This is a genomic window from Bacillus cereus group sp. BfR-BA-01453, assembly GCF_022662915.1.
In the GTDB taxonomy this organism is placed as follows: Bacteria; Bacillota; Bacilli; order Bacillales; family Bacillaceae_G; genus Bacillus_A; species Bacillus_A paranthracis.
This window is the reverse complement of the sequence record NZ_JAKUEN010000018.1, coordinates 1-19,890: the sequence shown is the minus strand read 5'-3', so window position 1 is coordinate 19,890 and position 19,890 is coordinate 1. Positions and strand designations below refer to the sequence as shown.

Below are 19,890 nucleotides of genomic sequence, written 5' to 3'. Positions count from 1 at the left end.
ATTCAAGGTTCACTTTATTTAGTCGCGAATACCTAATGCAATTTTCGCCATACGTGACATGCGTTCTTTCGACCATGGTGGATTCCAAACGACATTTACTTCTATTTCATTGACTTCAGGTACGTTCGTTGATAATACTTTTTTAACGTCTGATACAATTTGCCCAGCCATTGGACAACCGATAGAAGTCATCGTCATCGTAATGATAGCATTATTATTTTCATCTGCTGTAACGTCATAAACTAATCCAAGATTAATAATATCAACACCGAGTTCAGGGTCAATAACAGCTTCTAAGTTTGCATATAACTTTTCTTCAAATGCTTGTTGTGACATGTGTAGCACCCCCTACATATTAATGATATCGATTCTCATTATAACGGATATATGTATAAAGTGCAGGAAATGAGCTCAAAAAAATATTCCTCTTGGAAGAGGAATATTTTTGGAATGGCTATTCAGTTTTAAAATGAGATACGAGTTGATCTAATTCTTCAACTGTTTGTTTCATTTGTTTAGCTGTTTGTGTCATTTCATTCATCGTAACGACTTTTTTCTCAGCAGATTGTGCTGTTGCCGCTGTTTCACTAGATACTTCAGTAGAAATAGAAGCGATGTTATTCAGTGAAGCGTTCATTTCTTCAGCACTTGCAGCCATTTCTTCAGCAGTTGCTGAGATGTCTTGCATTTGAGTAGATACTTTGTTTACTTGTTCTACAATTGTTGTGAAAGAATTGCCAGCTTCGCGAATAACATGAATGCCTTCAGATGCTTCCGAACGGCCTTGTGACATCATAGAGTTAGCAGTTTCAGTGTCTTGTTGAATTTGATGTAGTAGCTGGTTAATATCTGTTGCCGCTGTTTTAGATTGTTCAGCAAGTTTTCGAACTTCGTCAGCCACGACAGCGAAACCTTTTCCTTGTTCGCCAGCACGAGCTGCTTCAATAGAGGCGTTTAAAGCAAGTAAGTTTGTTTGTTCTGCAATATTAGAAATAGATTGTACAGCTGTATCAATATATTTTGTATGAGTGATTAGACGTTCGACCACTTCTGATGTAGCATTTACCGCGTCGTGTATCGTTGTCATTTGTGAAACAGATTTTTGAATAACAGTATTTCCATCGTTAGCTTGTTCAGATGTAGCTACAGCAAGTTCAGTTACAGATGAAGCAGATTCAGCAATGCGCTGAACACTTACTGTCATATCGTCCATTGCAGTTGAGCTTTCTTCCATGCTAGCAGATTGTGATTGAATACTTGCATTTAAGCTAGACATCGAGCTTTGAACTTTTATTGTTGCCTCACGTGATATATTCGTCTTTTCTAGCATATTTTCAGAAGCGCTTTGTACTTCTACAGATGTTTTTTGAACACGGTTAATGATATGTTGTAGGTTTTCTAACATTTTATTAAATGATGTTGCGATCGTACCAATTTCATCATTACTATTTACTTGTAGGCGGGCTGTTAAGTCACCTTCTTGAGATGATAATTCTTTTAGTTTACCATCAATTTGTTGAATTGGTTTTACAAGTTTACCAGAGAACCACCATGCAAGAATCATAGCTACAATAATACAAATAACAAGTGATAAGAAAATAACATATTCAATTTGTAGTGAAGATTGATCAATTTTTTTAATAGATTGATCACGTAACTTAGCTTGTTCATTACTGTAATTTGTGAAGTCACCAATTACTTTATATACAGTACCATTTTCTGCATAAGCTACTTGCAGGGCCTCTTCCCACTTTTGTTCTTTTGCAAGAGTGAAAACTTTCTCTTCAATGAATTTTCTCCAAGTGGATCCTGATTCCATTGTATTTTTTACAGATTGAGAAAGGTTAGGATAAGAAAGAAGCTCATCTTTCTTATCTTCAAGAAGTTTACTCATTTCGTTAAATTTGTCTAATTCAACTTGATCATGTTGTAATAAATACCCTCTTAAAGCAGAGAGCTGTACTTGATAAGCATCCCCGCGCTCTTTTAATTGTGTTGCAAGGGGGGAAATCTCTTTTTGTAATGCTTCAGCTTGACGAGATTGATCAATAGCAAAAAACAAAATAAAAGCTAAGGCGATTCCAAATAAAGCGCAAATCGTTCCCATCATGAACATTAGTTTTTTTCGAATGCTAATAAAACTCATATCATAAAATCCTCCTTTGTGAAATCATAGTATTAGAATTAATTAATGTAAAAAATTGAAAGAAAGCTTTACTCCGTTTGGAATAAAGCTTTCTTCTTTCCTTTAGGAATTATAGCAGACGGAATGAGAGATAGAAAGAGATATTTTAAAGTGAAAAAAGAGAGATTGTAAATCTCTCTTTTTTCACTTTAAGCATTTGTTTTAAAATGGGAAACGAGGACTTCAAGTTCTTGTACGGTCGTTTTCATTTCAGATGCTTTTTTAGCAACGACACTCATTTTGTTTACTTGGTCACCAGCTGAAGTTGCTGTTTGTGATGTTTCGGCGGCAACTTCATTTGAAATAGAAGCGATGTTATTTAAAGCTGCATTCATTTCTTCAGAACTTGCGGCCATTTCTTCAGCAGTTGCAGACACCTCCTGCATTTGTGTAGAAACTTTGTTAATGTGGTTAACAATTTCTGAGAATGAAGATCCAGCAGTACGAATGACTGTAATGCCTTCAGAAGCCTCTGACTGACCTTGCGTCATCATTTCATTTGCTATTTTTGTATCTGCTTGAATTTGATGAAGTAAATGGTTAATATCAGTTGCTGCTAGCTGAGATTGTTCAGCAAGCTTTCGTACTTCATCGGCAACAACAGCGAAGCCTTTTCCATGTTCACCAGCACGAGCCGCTTCAATGGAAGCATTTAAAGCGAGTAAATTCGTTTGTTCCGCGATATTAGAAATAGATTGAAGTGCAGTATCAATATGATTTGTATGTGTAATGAGTCGTTCTACTACTTGTGATGTAGCGTTCACAGCTTCATTAATGGTATGCATTTGTGTAATAGATTTCTCAATGACTTTATTCCCACTATCAGCTTTTTCTGAAGTAGTAACAGCTAGGCTAGCAACAGAAGAGGCGGATTCTGCAATACGTTGAACACTCGTTGCCATATCGTCCATTGCAGTTGAACTTTCTTCGATGCTGGAGACTTGTGAACGAATATTATGCTCAAGAGCATTCATAGTTTCCTCAGTTTTTGCTGTATTTTCCATAGAAGCAGTTGTTTCGATAAACACATTTTCAGATGCTTCTTTTACACTTGTTGATGTTTGTTGCACTTGTTTTATTATACGTTGTAAATTAGCGAGCATTTGATTAAAGGAATTGGCGATATCACCAATTTCATCTTTACTCGTTACATGCAATCTAGCAGTTAAATCACCATCTTGCGAAGCTAATTCTTTTAATTTCTCATCAATTTGTCGTATTGGTTTAACAAGCTTACCAGAGAACCACCATGCTAATAAAATAGACGTTACTGTACATGTAATGAGTGAGAAGAAGATAATATATTGAATAAGGGATGAAGAAGATTCCACGTCAGCAATTAATGCGTCACGTTTATTATTTTCTTCATTCGCATATTTCGTAAAACGACTTAAAAGGTCGTTTACGTAATCAGTTTGAGCTAAAGCGATTTTAGATGCTTCGTCCCATTTTCCTTCTCGAGCGAGAGGGAGGACTTCATTATCTATGACGCTTCGCCATTTTCCGCCCATTAAAATGGCTTCTTTCATTCCTTCTGGGAGTTTTTTATCACTTGTTACTTTTTCTCTCGTATCAGCTAGTTTTTTTCCTTCTCGGTTGAATTTATCCAATCCTTTTTGATCATGTGATAGTAAATATTCTTGTAAACCAGCAACTTGTGCTTGGAACCAATCACCGCGTTCTTTTAAAATCGTTGCTCTTTTGGATACGTCATTTTTTAACATTTCAATTTCGCTCGCTTGGCTCATAGCGAATGAAAGAATAACAATAAGAGCAATGCTAAATAAAGAAGAAATGCTTAAGAGTGTGAACAGTAGTTTTTGTCGAATACTAACATATTTCATCGTTACCCCTGCCTTTTAAAAACTGTTTATTATAATTTATAAATATTTAGAGCAGAATTAATAAAAACATCATTATGAAGTTATTAATCTGTTCAATAAAAATTATAGCAGATAATGGAATATGGCAGATTCATATGAGTAAATGTTCTTAAAATGTATACATTTGTATATCAAAAAATTCATAAATAAAAATGAGAAATGCTATTGTAATTTGAAATAACATCATGTATACTTCTAATTAGTTGATAACGATTATCAGTATCAACTATAAACATTACTCTTCGTTATGTTGGTCATACCCCTTTTTGACGACGTAAGTCAGAGACGAAATGTTGAAATATCTTGTGTCCTATTCTACAGAATTATGGTAATCTCCAACCTCAACTTATATGCGTGAGCATGCAAAAAGGATCCTATCCGTGAAGGGATCCTTTTTTGCATGCTGTCGCAATTAATGTATAGAGACCCGGCACACGCTCTTCCATTCCTTCCGGTGCAGTAGAAGGGAAGACCCATCTTTGATGAGGCCCGTGTTCTTCAACTAGTTTTTCAATTTTAAAATGTTCCCCCGCAAGTGTTGTAATAATTTCTCCTAGCGTCCAGCGACGGATGGTTGTTTTCGGTAACGATTCTTTCTGCGCTTCTGTAAGAAGGATGCTATAAGCAACATCCTCTTCAATTAATTCTTTATCAAAATAATTTCCATTGGCCCGAAATGATGGATGGTCGACTCCTAATAATTTCGTGTAAACAGGGTGATAGTCACGAAGGATCAGCATTCCATCTTCTTTAAGTAAAGTAGCAATTTTTTGAAAGAGCGGTTTTAAATCTAAAAAATAATGGAGTACACCGAGTTCCAGCAATACGATATCAAATGATTCGGAGAGCTGCGCATGTAATACATCAGAAACGACATACTGTATAGAGACACCTGCTGCTTCTGCAAGTTCATTTGCATATTTTGCATTACTTGCTGAAATATCAACAACTGTTACGTCAGCTCCTAAAAGAGCGAGAGCAACAGCTTTATTCCCTTTTGATCCGAGTAAATTAATAATACGTTTTCCTGTTGGAGATTGTATGTAAGGTAAATAGTGATTTACCTCGCGCATAGGGTCTTCCATGATTTTTTTCGCATAATCAGCTGGTGCCCCGTGGCGATTCGTCCAAGCTTCATAAGCAGCTGCATTCCAGCTTTTTTCATTACGTGCGCTTAGTTGTTTTTGATTCAATCATATCACTCCTTTTGTGAACGTATAGTTATTCGGCAGGGGGATGGGATTTCCTTTTCTTCCTGAATAAAAGTTTGATTTTTCTGTTATTAAGTCGTGAAATACGTGTTATATACAAAAGCGTTGAAAAGGAAAAGTAGAATGAATGCATTCTGTCCAGAGAGCTTCGGTAGCTGAGAAGAAGCAAGAATATTCATTTGAACAATGGCCTTTGAGCTTCGTCCTGAACTTATCAAATGATAATAGTAGGCGGCGCGACGAGAGTTGGTACTCGTTATCAAAACCACAGTATAAGAGCATATAGCTCCGTATTTGTTAAGGCTAATTATGTGAGTAATTGGCGAAATAAGGTGGTACCGCGACTGTTTATACAGCCCCGCCCTTATCTTTTTTTAGATAGGGGCGGGGCTTTTTATATTTAAAAGGAGGAATGTAAGATGAGTATTTTTATTGGAGGCGCTTGGCCGTATGTAAATCTCCTTGAACCGTTTTTACCATTTTCAAGTGAAAGAATTAGAAACACATTATCGATTGTGAACCGAAATTGGGAGCCTCAAAACACGTTGCCGAATAGAATTGATAGCGTGCAGCCACTATTTGAGCGAATTGATGTAAAACAAATTGAGCATGAGGTAGAGAAATTATATGGAGCAGTAAAGTGAGATAGAGAAAAAGACCTTTCAAATACATGAAAGGTCTTTTGTTATGCAGTAGGATTCTCTTTCTTATCTTTTAAGAAGAACAGCACAGCAAGGATTACGAGAATAATAGCTGCAATATCATATGTTATTTTGAATGTGGTATTAAAGTTTAAGTACTCTACTAAAGGAGTTTTGACTGCCCCAGCATATATGCAAATGGGAATGAGGAGCACATCGTAAAATTTCTTTTCTTTCATATATCTTATTAGGAAGAAGATACACATAATAGCAAAAAAGGCTACGCTTAAAATAGTCATTTATACCTCCAAATAGATTTGAAATTATATCACATTGTAACTGCATTTACATTTATATGCAAGTTGCTATTTTCATGCGCTATGCACGCTACTCTGATTCTTTTCTTTCCTAGCCGTAAGTAACTGAGGAGTGAAAATCCCAAGTAGTATAAAGATGATCCCAATCCACTGCATAAACGTTACGACTTCATGTACAAGTGTAATAGAAGCGATAATGGCGGTTGGTAATTCAGCTGCTCCTAGTATTGTACCAAGTCCTGTTCCTACTTTCGGTACGCCAATTGAAAAACAAATGACAGGTACGACAACACCGAACAAACCGAGGAAGAAAGCATATTTCCATAGGCCAGCTTGCAGGGCACCATCTGTTAAAAAGGTTGGCGGGAAGAATAGACATACGATAAGAGTAGCGCTTGTTGTCATAAGAAAACTTTTCGTATAAGGCGGAACTTCTGTAGCGACACGCCCGCTTGCAAAAACATAGAATGAAAAAGAGACAGCGGCTAATAGTCCAAAGATAATTCCTTTTGTAGAAAAACTTTGTCCGAGGCCTTCAAATACACCGCCAGCAAACAATGTACCAGTAAATAAAATAATGATAGATATGACCTTTTCACGGCTCGGAAAAGTTCGATTTGCAATTGCTTCAATGACTACACCAATCCATGTGAATTGGAAAAGTAGGACGACAGCGATAGATGCTGGTAGTTCTTCTACAGAAATAGCGTAGAAGATACCGGTCATACTCATCGTTGTGCCAACTGTTAGTAAGGAAAAGAATTGCTTTTTTGTTACTTTATGACGTGAAACGAAAAGAACGAGCAGAAGAAGACCGATCCATCCGAAGACATATTGACCTCCTAATAGTTGATGGGCTGAAAATCCATCAATGAATCCGAGTTTGAAAATAGTTGAAAGTACGCCGTAGCTACAAGCTCCGAATAAAACGAGTAATGAATACTTAAATTTCTCCATGAAAATCCTCCTTTTACATAATAAAAAACGCCCGCTATCTAAATAAGGATAACGGGCGAACGAAACAGAGTCATATACTCTACAAAATTCCGCCACTCATACGAAGTATGAATTTGGGATATGAAATTGTAGTAGGTTTTTACATTGCTTTTGGGAATACAATAGAACATTTTACACCTTGAGGCGTGTTTTGTATACCATAAGGAAATTGATGTTTATCTAGTATTTGTTTTACAATGTATAACCCAAGACCACTGCCTTGTACTAAGCCATGTTTGTCAGGGTTTGCGCGATAGAATGGCTCAAATAAATGGGCAAGTTTATCCTCATCTATTTGTGAACCTGTATTTAATACTTCTAATGCGTAACCGTTTGGCTTTTCATAAAGCTTTATATATACATGCTGATGGTCAATTGTATAATGAATTGCATTTGAAATAATGTTAAAAATGGCAGTTTGAATAAATTTAGGATCAGCTAAAACTTGTACATCTTGTTTAATGTTAGATTGAACATTTAACTGCTTTACAGATACGAAATAATCTACTTTCTTCATAACGTCCTCAATAATATTAGTTAAGGAGATAACTTTTAAATCAGGTTTAAATTGAGGGTTTTGTATTTTGGATAATTCCGACATTTTTTCCGTTAATATGTTAATGTCTTGCATCATTTCATAGGAACGTTTTAAATATTTATCTCTATCTTTATAAGCTCCAATTCCGTGAATCATGCCATCTAGTTGTCCCATAACGGCTGCGATTGGTGTTTTTAATTCATGGGAAACCATAGACATAAATTCTTTACGAGATTGTTCTAATTGTTGTTCCTTTTTGAGTTCATTTCTTAAATCTTGATTGCTTGCATGTAAATTCTTCACTATATTTGGTACTTGTGAAGCAGCTACTTGTAAATCAAAATCTGTTTGATCCGTATTTTTGTTGAGTAGCTTTTTATCTGAGAAATCAAGATTCATAATATCTTTTAAAGCATCACTCATATATTGAAAAGGTTTAGCAATTAGTTTTGCATAAATTAAAGATCCGAGCAAAGATAATGCAAGCATTGTCGCGCCAATATGTGGAGCTAACTGCTGCAGTGCGTCTGTTAATTTTGGATCATCTTGTGCATCATTTGCTTTACTTGCTGCATTTTGTTTATGTAAGGCATCATTAGTAGCGACTTGCTTTTCCGTTTCTGTAGATGGAGCAGAAGCGCTATTTTTCCCCGAAATATTTTGAGTATGTTCTTTTGCTTTTGCAGTTTGGCTAGGCTGCAAAAGATGGTTGATAGCTGTAGAGAGAGAATTATAATCTATAATAGAAGATTGGAAATTAAACATATCCCCCTGTGATACAGCTTTATTTTGATTCATTTTACTTTGGTCGTTTTGTTCATCTGAATCCGCTTGTTCTGTAGTATGCGTTCCATTTTCTTTCGCAAAACGTTCTTTATCGTAGTTTGAAGCTAAGAAGTAAATAACTTGATAAAGACAAAGTGATAAAAGAATACAAAATAATAAGGTTTTGATGAAAATATTTTTGGTGATGTTGTCTTTGCTACGATTCGATTTTGTAGCCAATGCCTTTCACCGTTTTAATATAAGGAATTCCTAATTTTTTTCGTAAGTTTTTAATGTGTGTATCTATAACTCTTACATCACCATAATGTTCATAGCCCCATACCTTATTCAACAAATCACTTCTTGATAATACTTTTCCTCGATTTTGCAGTAAAGTATAAATAATTTCAAATTCTTTTGTTGTCAATTCAATTTGATTACCATGAACATAAGCGGCGTATGCTGTAGAATTTAACATCAATTCATGGAATTGTAGTATAGTCGCAGCTTCGGCTTCCTTCGTTGCTGCCCTTCTTAATACAGCTTCTACACGTTTAATAAATACGGTGTAATGGAACGGTTTCGTAATATAGTCATCAATACCTAATTCAAATCCTTTAATTTCACTTTCTTCATTATGTAAGCCTGTTAACATAATGATTGGTACATCAGATTGTCCTCGCATAATTTTACAAATACTATAGCCATCTATATCTGGTAACATCACATCAAGGAGGACAAGATCGTATGAATTTTTTTGGAAAAGAAGTATACCTTCTGTTCCAGCACCAACGACATCAACAGTAAAGTTTTGTGCCATTAGAAATTCACGAATTAGTTCTTGTATATCTGGGTTGTCTTCAATCACCAGTATATGCGTCATAGTAACACCTCCTAAATAACGCTTTTAACTGCAATATTCGAATTCATCATTTTTCCGATGACTCAGATTGTTTATACATATAATAAGCCCCTGCCATAAAATAATCATGAAAGTAGCAAGGGGAGTTGTTTAGTGAAACTGAATATTTAAGAATTACAGTAATTCTATTATAGTATGTATTATAAAATTTATAAAATATTATAACTGTATAATTTTAATATCCATGTTTATCAATGTTTGGATGTTACCTAACACAATCTATTCCTATTATATATGTAAATACAGTTGTTTTGCTACTGTAAATGAAGAAATAAAATAAGCCAAGACATAAAATTCTTGGCTACACGTAAATCGCGCTTTGAGGTTATTTTACAGTGACAGTAGCTTGCTGGGGAATACGCTCAAATAACCAGTGTATATCATTGTTATACATACGAATACAACCTAGTGTTGTCCACTTACCAATTGCCTGATTATTGTTCGTACCATGAATCGCATAAGTTGTTCCGTAAGTTCCTGCCATGTTTAGTCCGAGCCAACGGTCACCAAGCGGATTACGTGGATCGCCGCCTTTAATTTTGCCTGTGTAATAAGGGCGATTTTTAATTTTATTTACGATTTGAAAAGTACCTTTAGGTGTAGGAGTAGCTGCTTTTCCAGTAGCGACAGTAAAACTTTTTATGAATTTTCCGTTTTGATAGTAATCCATTTTATTTAACTGTGTATTCACGATAAGCTGGTCATTTGTTGTAGCTGCCTCAGCATTTGTGAATGGAATAGTTAAAACTCCTAATGATAATAGTGCGCTTAATAATAGTTTTTTCATTTTATTCTCCTTTTTACTATTGTAATAGTCTTACATACAATGAATTTGCAATCCTCGTAATACTTTATTTACATTTTCATCTAATGTTTCAAAGAAGGTAGTAATTTTGGCATTGTGTTTGTTGTTTTTATCAATAAGTAATCTTTCATTTAATAAAAGTTCGCCATGTAGTCCAAAACTTTGAACTTGAATATTTAATTCATCTTCCGTTTCAGAAATAATTGGTAAGAAGTAGTGAAAAGCTTTCGTTGGAATGATGTAGCTTTTGCCAATCATGCTTTCTTGATTTGAATTAATCCATTTTTTCGTAACAATCTTAATGTTCTTTTTTGAAACGATAAAAGATAGTGTTGTAGACTTTGTTAAACTTACGTCAAATTCATTTGTTTCACATATGTGTAAATTAAAAACGGTTTCATTTTGGTGAGATTCAACATTTGTATTAATAAAATCGTGCATTTTATAAGCTTCCATTTTTTATTCACCCTTTTTTCAATTTCGAAAAGCGATTAATATTTATTCAAATTAATGTTTAGTCATATATTGGTTAAATTTTTCAACAAATTCCGATATAATCTTACAATACGTATATGAAGCTAATATGAAGTTAGTATGAGTTTGTAGTGGTTTTTTATTAAGAACAAAATATAACGATTTTCAAGTGTTAAAAAATGGATAAAAAGTGCATATTAAGGCCCTCATTTTTCGCAGTGTATACTTGTTAAATTGTTTTAAAATGAGAGTACATAATGAACGTAAAAGTTTAGTGAGAGTCTTACAAAAATGTAATAAAAATGTAAGCTATTGTGATAGTTATTTCGACAATTTTTTTATACAATATTAGTAAGAAGTTGCACGTGATTGAGAGGAGAGATGACATGGAATGGATTCATGAATTATTTCAGCAATACGGGTACTATGTTGTACTTGTTGGTTTGCTGTTAGAATATATTGCACTTCCGTTTCCGGGAGAGCCAACGTTAGCATATGCGGGATTTTTAGCACATAAAGGTGATTTAAGTTTACCGATTTTAATTATCCTATCCTTCATTGGGACAAGTGTAGGAATGACGATCCAATACTTTTTAGGAAATAAATTAGGAATGCCCTTTGTTCAAAAGTATGGGAAATACGTATTTTTAACACAAAGAAAAATCGACTTAACGAGAATGTGGTTTGATAAGTATGGATACTTCTTGATTTTTATCGGTTTCTTTATTCCTGGTGTACGTCACTTTACAGGATACTTTGCAGGAATTATTAACTTACCATTCCGCCGTTTTGCAATTACAATTTACTCAGGTGCTCTATTTTGGGTATCATTCTTCTTAATTGGTGGTTACTGGTTAGGTGGAAACTTGCATGATATTTTTGGAGCGCTAGAAGGTCACATCGGTAAAATTATTTTTGGAGTGATTGCGATTGTAGCAATTACGTTAGGAGTTCGTTTCCGCAAACAGTTAAAACGAGTATTCTTACAAAACGCAAGTTAATATGGAATCCATTCTATGTCCAAAATTAGGGAGGCAGTGCAGATGCACTGCCTTTTTTATTTGATGTTCCAATCTATTTTCAACTTTCCTTTTAATTGATTTCCGCTAACTATAATGTAATAAGTACCTGTCTTAATTGCTGCGAAATGGTACGTATTAGGACCAGCTGGAGCTAAATAATTTTCTTCCTCTTGAAATTCACTAGCCATTTTTATGTCCCCTATGTAGCCATTCAAATTATCAGTTCGTGATTCAATAGTGAATTCTAATATATCACCTCGTTTTAATTCAATTGGGACTTTATGTTCACCACTAAAATGTTGAAAAGATGCTTCGAAAGAGTTATCGGTTTTTGTTTCGACCCATTGTTCTTTTGATGTTCCAACCCTTTCTATATCTACTAAGTGAATTGTGATAAATATAATAAACATAATGCTTGGTACGAAATACGGTATCCACTTAAATTTTGTTGCTATGACTGTACATAAATAGAAAGAAAGAGAACATACTGCTCCGATTGATCCGAGGAACAAGAACTGTATTAGATCAGCTTCTTTAAATATTAAAAAGGGAAGAAAAAATAAATAGCCGCAAAAAATATAAAGTAATAATGTCTTCAGTCTTGTATGTGTTTTTAATTTCAATTTATCTATGCAAATAGAACAAAAAATTGCATATACCGCAAGGACAGGAACGAAGGGAACATATAGTAGTTCTCGTAATCCAGCTAAGAAACTATATAATGTTGGTTGACTAGTTGTTAAGAGAAGCATGCTTATAAGTGATAATAAAAAGAAAGTCGCTGTAAGTTTAGTAAGAATATAGAAAAAAGTAGATGTTTTACTCATAGGTCACTTCCTTTGTTTAATATTTCACATTCATTATATAGGTTATTTCCATCATAATATATCTTTATTTTTGTCAATTATTAACGTCAAAATGACAATTATAATTGACAAAAATAAGGGTATTATTTACAATTTGATTAAATAAATGAAAAAGAGGGAAGACATGAAGCTTCAAAATCGAGTGAGAGAATTGCGGGCAAAGCATCGTTTATCACAAGGGGATTTAGGGAAAGCGATTGGATCATCGCGGCAAACGATTAGTTTAATTGAGCGCGGGGATTATGCACCATCTATCGTATTGTCGTTAAAAATTGCACAAATTTTCAACGTACCGGTGGAGGAAATATTTGAGTTGGTGGAGGGGGAAGAGTAAAGTGAAGGGGAAACAATCAGCAATAGTAAAGTTGTTAGTGGGAGCGGTTTTTGGTGGATTTATAGGGTATGTAGGAGGAGATATTGCGACAACTAGTACTAGCAAAATGCCATCTGTTATAAGTATTGTTATAATGATGCTACTTGGAGTAGGGGCGATATATTATATTGGGAAGCGTACAAGGGCGCTTTTACAGACAAGAGATGAAGAAGAAAGTAGTAGCGGACGAAGGCTTGGAATCGCACTCATTTATTTACGAGTAATGGAAATTGTCGTTATGTCCTGGTTCGTTTGTTCTGTTATTTCTGTTTATAAAGTGTATGTGGCTGCGGGGAATTTATTTTGGGTGATCGTCAGTTTAACGCTGTCTACAGTCGGCTTTATGATAACGACTTGGTTAGGAAGTGTAACGAGAAAGAAATATAACACGTTATACCCAGAACAGAGTGTAACGTATTCACAGTCAATGGAAATGTGGGCGAAAAATGCAGATGAAGGACAACAACAAATTGTACATGAAGCGGGATATAAAGCATATCGCTATACAAATATGACACTTGTTTGTGCATGGTTTGTAGCGATTGTGTATGCGCTGTTAGATGGGAAGGACTTCCTTATGGTTATTATGATTTCATTTATTTGGGTTTTACATGTTGGAACATATATGTACGAAATGCATAGAAAAATGATTTATTAAGGGGAGAAAAAGGTGGATATTTTAAGAAGGCCAGCTGGCTCAATGACAGTGGCGCTAATTCTGTCCATTTTATACGGAGTAATCCGAACTGGGAAATTAGAAGTAATTTTGAACCTATGGGCAATAGTTGGAATTGCATTGTTAGTGTTAACCATTCATGAGCTAGGACATGTAGTAGTTGGTTTAATAGGCGGTTTGAATTTCAAATTTATGACAGTAGGGCCGATTACTTTTCAAAAAGAGAAGGGGAAAGTACGCATTCGAGAAAATAAATTGTGGATGTACTTTGGAGGCGTGGCGATGTTAGTGCCTCCTTCTATAGAGACACCGAATCTTTCAAAAAAATGGGCATGGATGACTTTAGGTGGACCGATTACGAGTTTATTATTTGGTATTACTTCCGGTTACATATACATGGTGAGTTATTATCAATATCTTTTATATTTTTCTGTTTTACACTTTGTCATTTTTGCAGCTACAATCGTACCGATAAAAGGAACGTTTTTGAGTGATGGCATGCAATTTCTTATTTTAATTAAAGATGATGAAAAGGCTAGGCAGCATTTATATAACATTCAAGTATCGAGTGAATTATTTAGTTATAAAAGGCCGAAAGATTGGGATGAGAGATTAATAGAGCTTAGTGAGGAAAAATTAAAAGAGGATAAAAGTATAAGAGATATAATGAGTGGACTTATGCTCGTTTTTTATGCTAGAGCTGATCAAGAGGGAATGGAAAGAGCGATACTGTATGTAGAAACAATTGTTCAACTACCTGTAACGAAAGAAAATAAGTTTTTCGTTAGTAGTTTTCATAGTTGGTATCTTTTATATAAAGCTCTTTATGAGATGGATCGTCTTTCTTTGCAAGAAGCAAAGGAACGTGGAAAGGCTATTACAAAAATAGACTTACATGGGTATTATCGTACACAAGGAATTGTGAAATATGTAGAGGGCGATATGGAAGCTTCCAACGTTTATATGAGGAAAGCCGATAAAGAATTGAAGAGCGCTGAGAAGAGTGAAATGGGATATTTACAATTAGAGAGAGAATGGTTTGAGCAGCTGAAAGAGAGGGTATCTTACGATGGGTGAGGTATCCTCTTTTTTCTATGTCGTCTTATGCCGTTCCATAAAAAGTGTGGGGCGAGTAAAATAAGATGTGAAGAGCAAAGCTTGGAGGAATTCTAGATGGAAATTTTAACGATTATTTTAATCGTCTTGCTCATTTATGCTGTTTTTAAAGTGGCATATGTAGCATTAAAAATACTCGCGATCTTATTAATTATCTTTTTAATCGTAGAGTTCGGCAGTAAATTGCTTGGGGGATAGGGTATGTTGAGCGTCTTAATTGTCGAAGAATGTCGGTAAGTCGATATCCTGTGTCGAACCGTCGATATAATGAAAAAATCGCTGATATAAGTGGAGAAATCGTCGATATATTTGAAAAATCGTTAATATAATCCGGTTGATACTGGATGGGGTATATGGAAAAGAAGTTACCGTGAAGGTAACTTCTTTTTATTTGTTTATAAATTGTTTATTTTTACCTTCTATTCTTAGAGTAAGGAGGCGGTAGAGATGAAAAAAGCGGTTTTAGAAGTAAGAGATGTGACGAAAAAGGTGAAGGGGAGAACGTTGCTAAGTCATATGTCTTTTTCTGTTTATAAAAATGAGATTTGTGGTTTTGTTGGGCCAAATGGTTCTGGGAAGACAACTCTTATTCGAACAATTATGGGGTTAATTCGACCAAATGAAGGAGAGATATTAGTTAATGGTATTAGCGTACAAAAAAATCGGAAAGAAGCTCTTCAGCATGTAGGTGCAATTGTAGAAGCTCCAATTTTTTTCCCTTATATGTCAGGACGAAAAAATTTGCGGAATTTAGGGAGGATTACGTTACGTACTGGTGGAGAAGTTCTTGAAAATAAAGTGCAGCAAGTATTAGAAATCGTCGGTTTAGAAAATCGTGCTGACGATAAAGTTGGTACGTATTCGTTAGGGATGAAGCAGCGTTTAGGGATTGCACAGGCGCTTCTTGGGAATCCAGATTTTATTATTTTGGATGAACCGTCTAATGGATTAGATCCAGTTGGAATTAAGCAGCTTCGTAAAATTGTACTCGATTTACAGCGTGAGAAGGGAATTACTTTCTTTATTTCTAGTCATTTAATTCGTGAATTGGAGCTTATGTGTGATTCATGGGTCATGATTCGAGAAGGATCATTAATATGGCGGGGAACGACGGAAGAATTGCAAGGAAGGAATAAAGAATTAGAAGATATTTTCGTGGAGATGATGAGCTCATGATGATGTTAGTACGCTCGGAATGGGAGCGGCTTTGGGCGAAGAAAGTAACATGGCTTTGTTTTTTGATGATACCAGTGATGTTACTTGGGGCTGCTAAGTACTATTTAAAACATAATCAAGAGGTCGAAAGGATAGCGGTTGATTATACATATGCGAATTCGTTCCCCGTCCTTGCATTATCTGAAATGCTTATGAGTATATGTAATCTTGTTTTACTCGTTTTAATTGTTCTTGTGTTTGCTCAAGAGTATCATAGCGGTCAAATTAGGATGGTAATCCAAAGATCATATACGTATTCGGAGGTTTTGATTGCAAAAATAATTACGATAGTAGCGGTAAGTTTGCTATTTATAAGTGTTTATTTTATTTGCAGTTATTGTATTGGCTATATTTTCTTTGAGCATGAACCGAATATTCTTTTGTTTTATCATACGGAAAAAACGAATGCACTTGGCGTGTTCTTATACTGTATTTCTTATTACGGAATTGCTTATCTTACTTTAATAGCAATGGCTAGCATATTAATTATGCTGTCGGTTATAAGTAAATCGACAACAAGTGCGACTCTTCTTGGTATGGGATTCATTATATTTTCCTTTGGATACCCAGCGATGGCGTTAGTGATAGGCCAATCCCCGACTTTTCTTTATATTAATTATTCTTCTTTAATTAAATTGCAACATGAAGGAATTGCTATATCTTTATCTGGTAGTTCAAGAATGATTCTTTTTGGATCTGTAGTTTTACTACTATACATTGTTGTTTGTAATACTGTAACAGTTTATTGGATAGGGAAAAAAGATAATTTTGTGTGAGGTGTGAAGAATGAGACAAATACTTATAAGTGAATTTGAACGGATTTTTAATAGAAAAAAGACGAAAGCATTAATAGTTATTTTTGGGCTGCTACTTATTTTGCATAGCGTATGGGTTCATACTTTTGGAGTTGCCATTTATGATACAAAAGGAACAGAAGCAATCTTAAGTAATTTAAACTTTCCTGTCGCAGTTACAAGAGAATGGTATTTTACGTTATTCTTATTAATTTTTCCAATCTTATTTATTGATAGTTTTAATAGTGAAATTTCATCTGGTGCGTATCGGCTTGTTATGATTCGTCCCGTAGGTAGATGGGAATTATTATTGGCGAAATGGATTACTCAAATGAGCATTGTAAGTTTGTTTTTGTTAATGGCATTCATTGAGAGTTATATATATGGAACATTTTTTATAAGGCGTGCAGAAGAGACATTCTTTTTAGATAAACAAGTCATTTATAGTGCGAATGCTTCTATTTTATATACTGTAAAATATTATTTAATACTATGGTTTATAGCAAGTGCTTTAACAATGTTGAGTAGTTTTGTAAGTCTGTGGTTTCAAAACGCTATCATTACGTATTTTGTAATAGTTGGTTTATTAGTAGCAAGTTTATATGTGAATGAAGAATTAAGTTATTTTGTAATTGGAAGTGGATCAATTCTAAGAATATTAAGTGAGGGGAAAGGAACATTTTACCTGATAAATGGTACAATTTTAGGAGGATGTGCAATAGCGGCTATGTTTAGTTGGTGTAAAAAAGATATATTTAATTAGGGGGGACTTGCCGTGACGAGCAAAATACTACTTGTAGACGATGAACCAGATATTCTTACATTTATTGAAGATAGTCTTGTCATGGAAGGATATGAAGTAAGAAGTGCATTAAGTGGTGAAGAAGCTTTGAAGAAATTAGATAATAGCGTGGATCTCATTATTTTAGACGTTATGTTGCCAGATATGAATGGGTTTAAAGTTTGCGAGAAGATGAGAGAGTCTTATGCATGCCCAATCTTATTTTTAAGTGCGGATAGTAGTGAACGGTCTCGGATAGAAGGTTTATTGATTGGTGGAGACGATTATATTAGTAAGCCATTTAGTTTAAAAGAGTTGAAAGCAAGAATTGTTGCCAATTTGCGCCGTACGACAGATTTAAGAATGGTAGATCAAAAGGAATTTCTACGCTATGGAAGTATATTAATAGATTTGCAAAACTACGAAATAATGAATGGGAAAGAAAAAATTCATTTTACAAAGAAAGAGTATGAAGTTGTGAAAATGTTAGCACTTCATGCTGGTCAAGTTTTGACGAAAGAGCAGCTGTTTGAAAAGATTTGGGGATATGATAGTGAAAGTGATGTCTCTACTGTAGTTGAGCATATAAAGAAAATTAGAACAAAGCTTAGTGTATATGACAGAGAAAATACATATATTCAAACGGTGTGGGGAATTGGATATAAGTGGAGTGTACAGAATTGATGCAAAGGTTAAGGATTAAACAACAGCTAGTAGCTGGCTTCTTAATAGTTCTACTTGGTAGTTTAATACTAACGGTTTTAACAGCGGCTAGTGGTTGGTATTGGCTAACGAAGAATGGGAAAGTATTTCCTGCGAATTATTATGAACAGAAAATCCCTATGATAAAAGAATATGTAAAAGATAAAGGCATACTATTGTTAAATGAGAAAGAGCGAAATGGATTAGAGAAAATTGTCCCTAAAGAGGGAATTAAATATCAAATTGTTAATAGGCAAGGAGATATTTCTTATGGTACATATAACAAGAAATTAATAACAAATGAGAGACCGATTTCGAGTGTTATTAATACAAATATTTATGGTGAAGAAGATGATAATGAAGTTACGACATATCTGCCTTTAGTAGATAGGAATGGAGATTTACAAGGAGCGATAGGGTTTAATTATCATTTAACAATATCTACTGCTTCGGCAGTTGATTCCTTTTTTGTAATCTTATTTTTAGCTTCACCCTTTATATACATTACAATTTTGTCCTACATTATTTCAAATCGAATGGGAAAAAGAATAAAGAAACCACTAGTTGAACTATCAGAGGCCTCAAAAAGAATTCAAGAGCAGGATTTAAATTTTCATTTAGAGTACAACGCGAAAAATGAAATTGGTGAATTAGTCAGTTCGTTTGAAAATATGCGTGCAGCGCTAGCTACTAGTTTGTCACGACAATGGGAGTTAGAAGAAGAAAGGAGAGAATATATTAGAGCTATTTCTCACGATTTGAAAACGCCATTAACGATTGTGCAAGGTCATACAGAAGGTTTGCAAAGTGGTTTATGGAAAAATGAAGATTTGTTACATCGGTATTTACAAACGATTGAAAGAAACACAAACAGAATGACAAAGCTTCTTGAGGAGTTCCAAATAGTAAATGAGCTAGAGAGTTTCTCATTTCAATTACGTTTAAATAAAGTACATATAAATTCATTCTTTCTTAAAAAACTAGAAGAATATGAATGCATAGCTAGAAAAAAAGAAATTGATTGGGATGTCATCTTTGAAAATAATGAGGATATACAAAGCTTAGTATTTGATCAAGAGCGAATCAGTCAAGTAATGGACAACATCGTAATGAATGCAGTTCGATTTACTCCGGTGTCAGGGAAGATGCTTTTGAAAGTATGTGCTTGGCATGAAGCAATAGAGTTTCATGTATATGATTCAGGGCCTGGTTTTCAAGAAGGAGATTTTAAAAAAGTATTACAACGTTTTTATCAGGGAGATCAGTCGCGTTCAGGAAGCAAGGAGCATTTTGGACTCGGGTTATATATTACTAAGACAATCGTTGAGAAGCATGGTGGTAAAATTCAGGTAGAAAATAGTGAGGTGAGAGGCGGGGCACACGTTTCGTTTCGGATTCCGAGCGGAGGTATATAGATGAAAATTGATTGTCGAAAAATGTCGGTAAGTCGATATTCTGTGTCGAATCGTCGATATAATGAAAAAATCGCTGATATAAGGGTTCCGTCAAGAAGTCTGTGTAATTTGATAAGGCCCAATACATTGGTTTATCCAGTATGAATTTATAATGATTTGGTATGTGAAAAGTGAAGCTAGCTTCACTTTTCAC

At 34.6% G+C, this 19,890-nt stretch carries 21 protein-coding genes, 1 pseudogene and 1 other annotated feature; of the genes and pseudogenes, 11 read left to right on the top strand and 11 right to left on the bottom strand.

The features are described 5' to 3' along the window. Positions 1–18 precede the first annotated feature (18 nt). The 4 genes from MR070_RS23610 to MR070_RS23595 all read right to left on the bottom strand — a co-directional run bounded on the left by MR070_RS23610 (position 19) and on the right by MR070_RS23595 (position 5,261). Positions 19–336: a metal-sulfur cluster assembly factor gene (locus tag MR070_RS23610; protein WP_000082520.1), complete on the bottom strand. Its 318-nt coding sequence runs from the start codon at positions 334–336 to the stop codon at positions 19–21. 118 nt (positions 337–454) lie between these two features. Next, entirely contained in the window at positions 455–2,146 is a 1,692-nt protein-coding gene (locus MR070_RS23605; RefSeq protein WP_242262098.1) for a methyl-accepting chemotaxis protein, read from the bottom strand. A gap of 188 nt (positions 2,147–2,334) precedes the next feature. Continuing rightward, positions 2,335–4,029, bottom strand: coding sequence for a methyl-accepting chemotaxis protein (locus tag MR070_RS23600; RefSeq protein WP_242262097.1), 1,695 nt, complete (start codon positions 4,027–4,029; stop codon positions 2,335–2,337). A 413-nt stretch (positions 4,030–4,442) separates the two neighbouring features. After that, positions 4,443–5,261, bottom strand: coding sequence for a class I SAM-dependent methyltransferase (locus MR070_RS23595; RefSeq protein WP_242262096.1), 819 nt, complete (start codon positions 5,259–5,261; stop codon positions 4,443–4,445). 114 nt (positions 5,262–5,375) lie between these two features. After that, positions 5,376–5,648: a binding site (T-box leader), on the top strand. A gap of 80 nt (positions 5,649–5,728) precedes the next feature. Here MR070_RS23595 and MR070_RS23590 point away from each other — a divergent pair. Next, positions 5,729–5,923, top strand: a pseudogene (locus tag MR070_RS23590) (methionine--tRNA ligase); the annotation flags it as partial. Positions 5,924–5,964: 41 nt separating this feature from the next. Here the strand turns inward: MR070_RS23590 and MR070_RS23585 are convergent. From MR070_RS23585 to MR070_RS23560, 6 genes are all read right to left on the bottom strand, one after another. Continuing rightward, on the bottom strand, positions 5,965–6,219 hold the full coding sequence (locus tag MR070_RS23585) for a hypothetical protein (protein WP_000154154.1): 255 nt from the start codon (positions 6,217–6,219) through the stop codon (positions 5,965–5,967). A 72-nt stretch (positions 6,220–6,291) separates the two neighbouring features. Continuing rightward, entirely contained in the window at positions 6,292–7,194 is a 903-nt protein-coding gene (locus MR070_RS23580) for an EamA family transporter (RefSeq protein WP_044791141.1), read from the bottom strand. 139 nt (positions 7,195–7,333) lie between these two features. Further along, complete coding sequence (locus tag MR070_RS23575; RefSeq protein ID WP_000201970.1) at positions 7,334–8,776, bottom strand: sensor histidine kinase; 1,443 nt, start codon at positions 8,774–8,776, stop codon at positions 7,334–7,336. Continuing rightward, complete coding sequence (locus MR070_RS23570; RefSeq protein ID WP_000148833.1) at positions 8,754–9,419, bottom strand: response regulator transcription factor; 666 nt, start codon at positions 9,417–9,419, stop codon at positions 8,754–8,756. The genes MR070_RS23575 and MR070_RS23570 overlap by 23 nt, the downstream gene beginning before the upstream one ends. A gap of 364 nt (positions 9,420–9,783) precedes the next feature. Beyond that, a complete protein-coding gene (locus MR070_RS23565; protein ID WP_000735065.1) occupies positions 9,784–10,245 on the bottom strand; it encodes a L,D-transpeptidase in 462 nt (153 codons plus the stop codon). A 30-nt stretch (positions 10,246–10,275) separates the two neighbouring features. Further along, entirely contained in the window at positions 10,276–10,719 is a 444-nt protein-coding gene (locus MR070_RS23560; protein ID WP_000388752.1) for a DUF3978 domain-containing protein, read from the bottom strand. Positions 10,720–11,123: 404 nt separating this feature from the next. Between MR070_RS23560 and MR070_RS23555 the strand changes: the two genes are divergently transcribed. After that, positions 11,124–11,738, top strand: coding sequence for a DedA family protein (locus MR070_RS23555; RefSeq protein WP_000454758.1), 615 nt, complete (start codon positions 11,124–11,126; stop codon positions 11,736–11,738). 56 nt (positions 11,739–11,794) lie between these two features. Here MR070_RS23555 and MR070_RS23550 read toward each other — a convergent pair whose 3' ends face one another. Then, a complete protein-coding gene (locus tag MR070_RS23550) occupies positions 11,795–12,586 on the bottom strand; it encodes a hypothetical protein (protein WP_242262095.1) in 792 nt (263 codons plus the stop codon). A gap of 163 nt (positions 12,587–12,749) precedes the next feature. Here MR070_RS23550 and MR070_RS23545 point away from each other — a divergent pair, with 163 nt between their 5' ends. The 9 genes from MR070_RS23545 to MR070_RS23505 all read left to right on the top strand — a co-directional run bounded on the left by MR070_RS23545 (position 12,750) and on the right by MR070_RS23505 (position 19,697). Continuing rightward, the gene (locus MR070_RS23545) at positions 12,750–12,959 is read left to right on the top strand and encodes a helix-turn-helix transcriptional regulator (protein WP_000776163.1); all 210 of its coding nucleotides are present in this window, start codon (positions 12,750–12,752) and stop codon (positions 12,957–12,959) included. Between the two features lies 1 nt (position 12,960). Next, a complete protein-coding gene (locus MR070_RS23540) occupies positions 12,961–13,656 on the top strand; it encodes a DUF3169 family protein (protein ID WP_000676873.1) in 696 nt (231 codons plus the stop codon). A gap of 42 nt (positions 13,657–13,698) precedes the next feature. Continuing rightward, positions 13,699–14,751, top strand: a complete 1,053-nt coding sequence (locus MR070_RS23535; RefSeq protein ID WP_138322587.1) for a M50 family metallopeptidase — start codon at positions 13,699–13,701, stop codon at positions 14,749–14,751. Positions 14,752–14,847: 96 nt separating this feature from the next. Then, on the top strand, positions 14,848–14,988 hold the full coding sequence (locus tag MR070_RS23530; protein WP_000404782.1) for a DUF3985 family protein: 141 nt from the start codon (positions 14,848–14,850) through the stop codon (positions 14,986–14,988). 249 nt (positions 14,989–15,237) lie between these two features. Continuing rightward, positions 15,238–15,966 (top strand): ABC transporter ATP-binding protein, encoded by a 729-nt coding sequence (locus MR070_RS23525; protein WP_000710432.1) that lies wholly within the window; start codon positions 15,238–15,240, stop codon positions 15,964–15,966. Continuing rightward, the gene (locus MR070_RS23520) at positions 15,963–16,781 is read left to right on the top strand and encodes an ABC-2 transporter permease (protein WP_000980091.1); all 819 of its coding nucleotides are present in this window, start codon (positions 15,963–15,965) and stop codon (positions 16,779–16,781) included. Before MR070_RS23525 ends, MR070_RS23520 begins: the two co-directional genes overlap by 4 nt. A gap of 10 nt (positions 16,782–16,791) precedes the next feature. Continuing rightward, positions 16,792–17,562, top strand: a complete 771-nt coding sequence (locus MR070_RS23515) for an ABC transporter permease (RefSeq protein ID WP_087994663.1) — start codon at positions 16,792–16,794, stop codon at positions 17,560–17,562. Between the two features lie 12 nt (positions 17,563–17,574). Then, positions 17,575–18,264: a response regulator transcription factor gene (locus MR070_RS23510; protein ID WP_000202047.1), complete on the top strand. Its 690-nt coding sequence runs from the start codon at positions 17,575–17,577 to the stop codon at positions 18,262–18,264. Further along, entirely contained in the window at positions 18,264–19,697 is a 1,434-nt protein-coding gene (locus tag MR070_RS23505) for a sensor histidine kinase (RefSeq protein ID WP_138322588.1), read from the top strand. The genes MR070_RS23510 and MR070_RS23505 overlap by 1 nt, the downstream gene beginning before the upstream one ends. Positions 19,698–19,890: the final 193 nt, after the last annotated feature.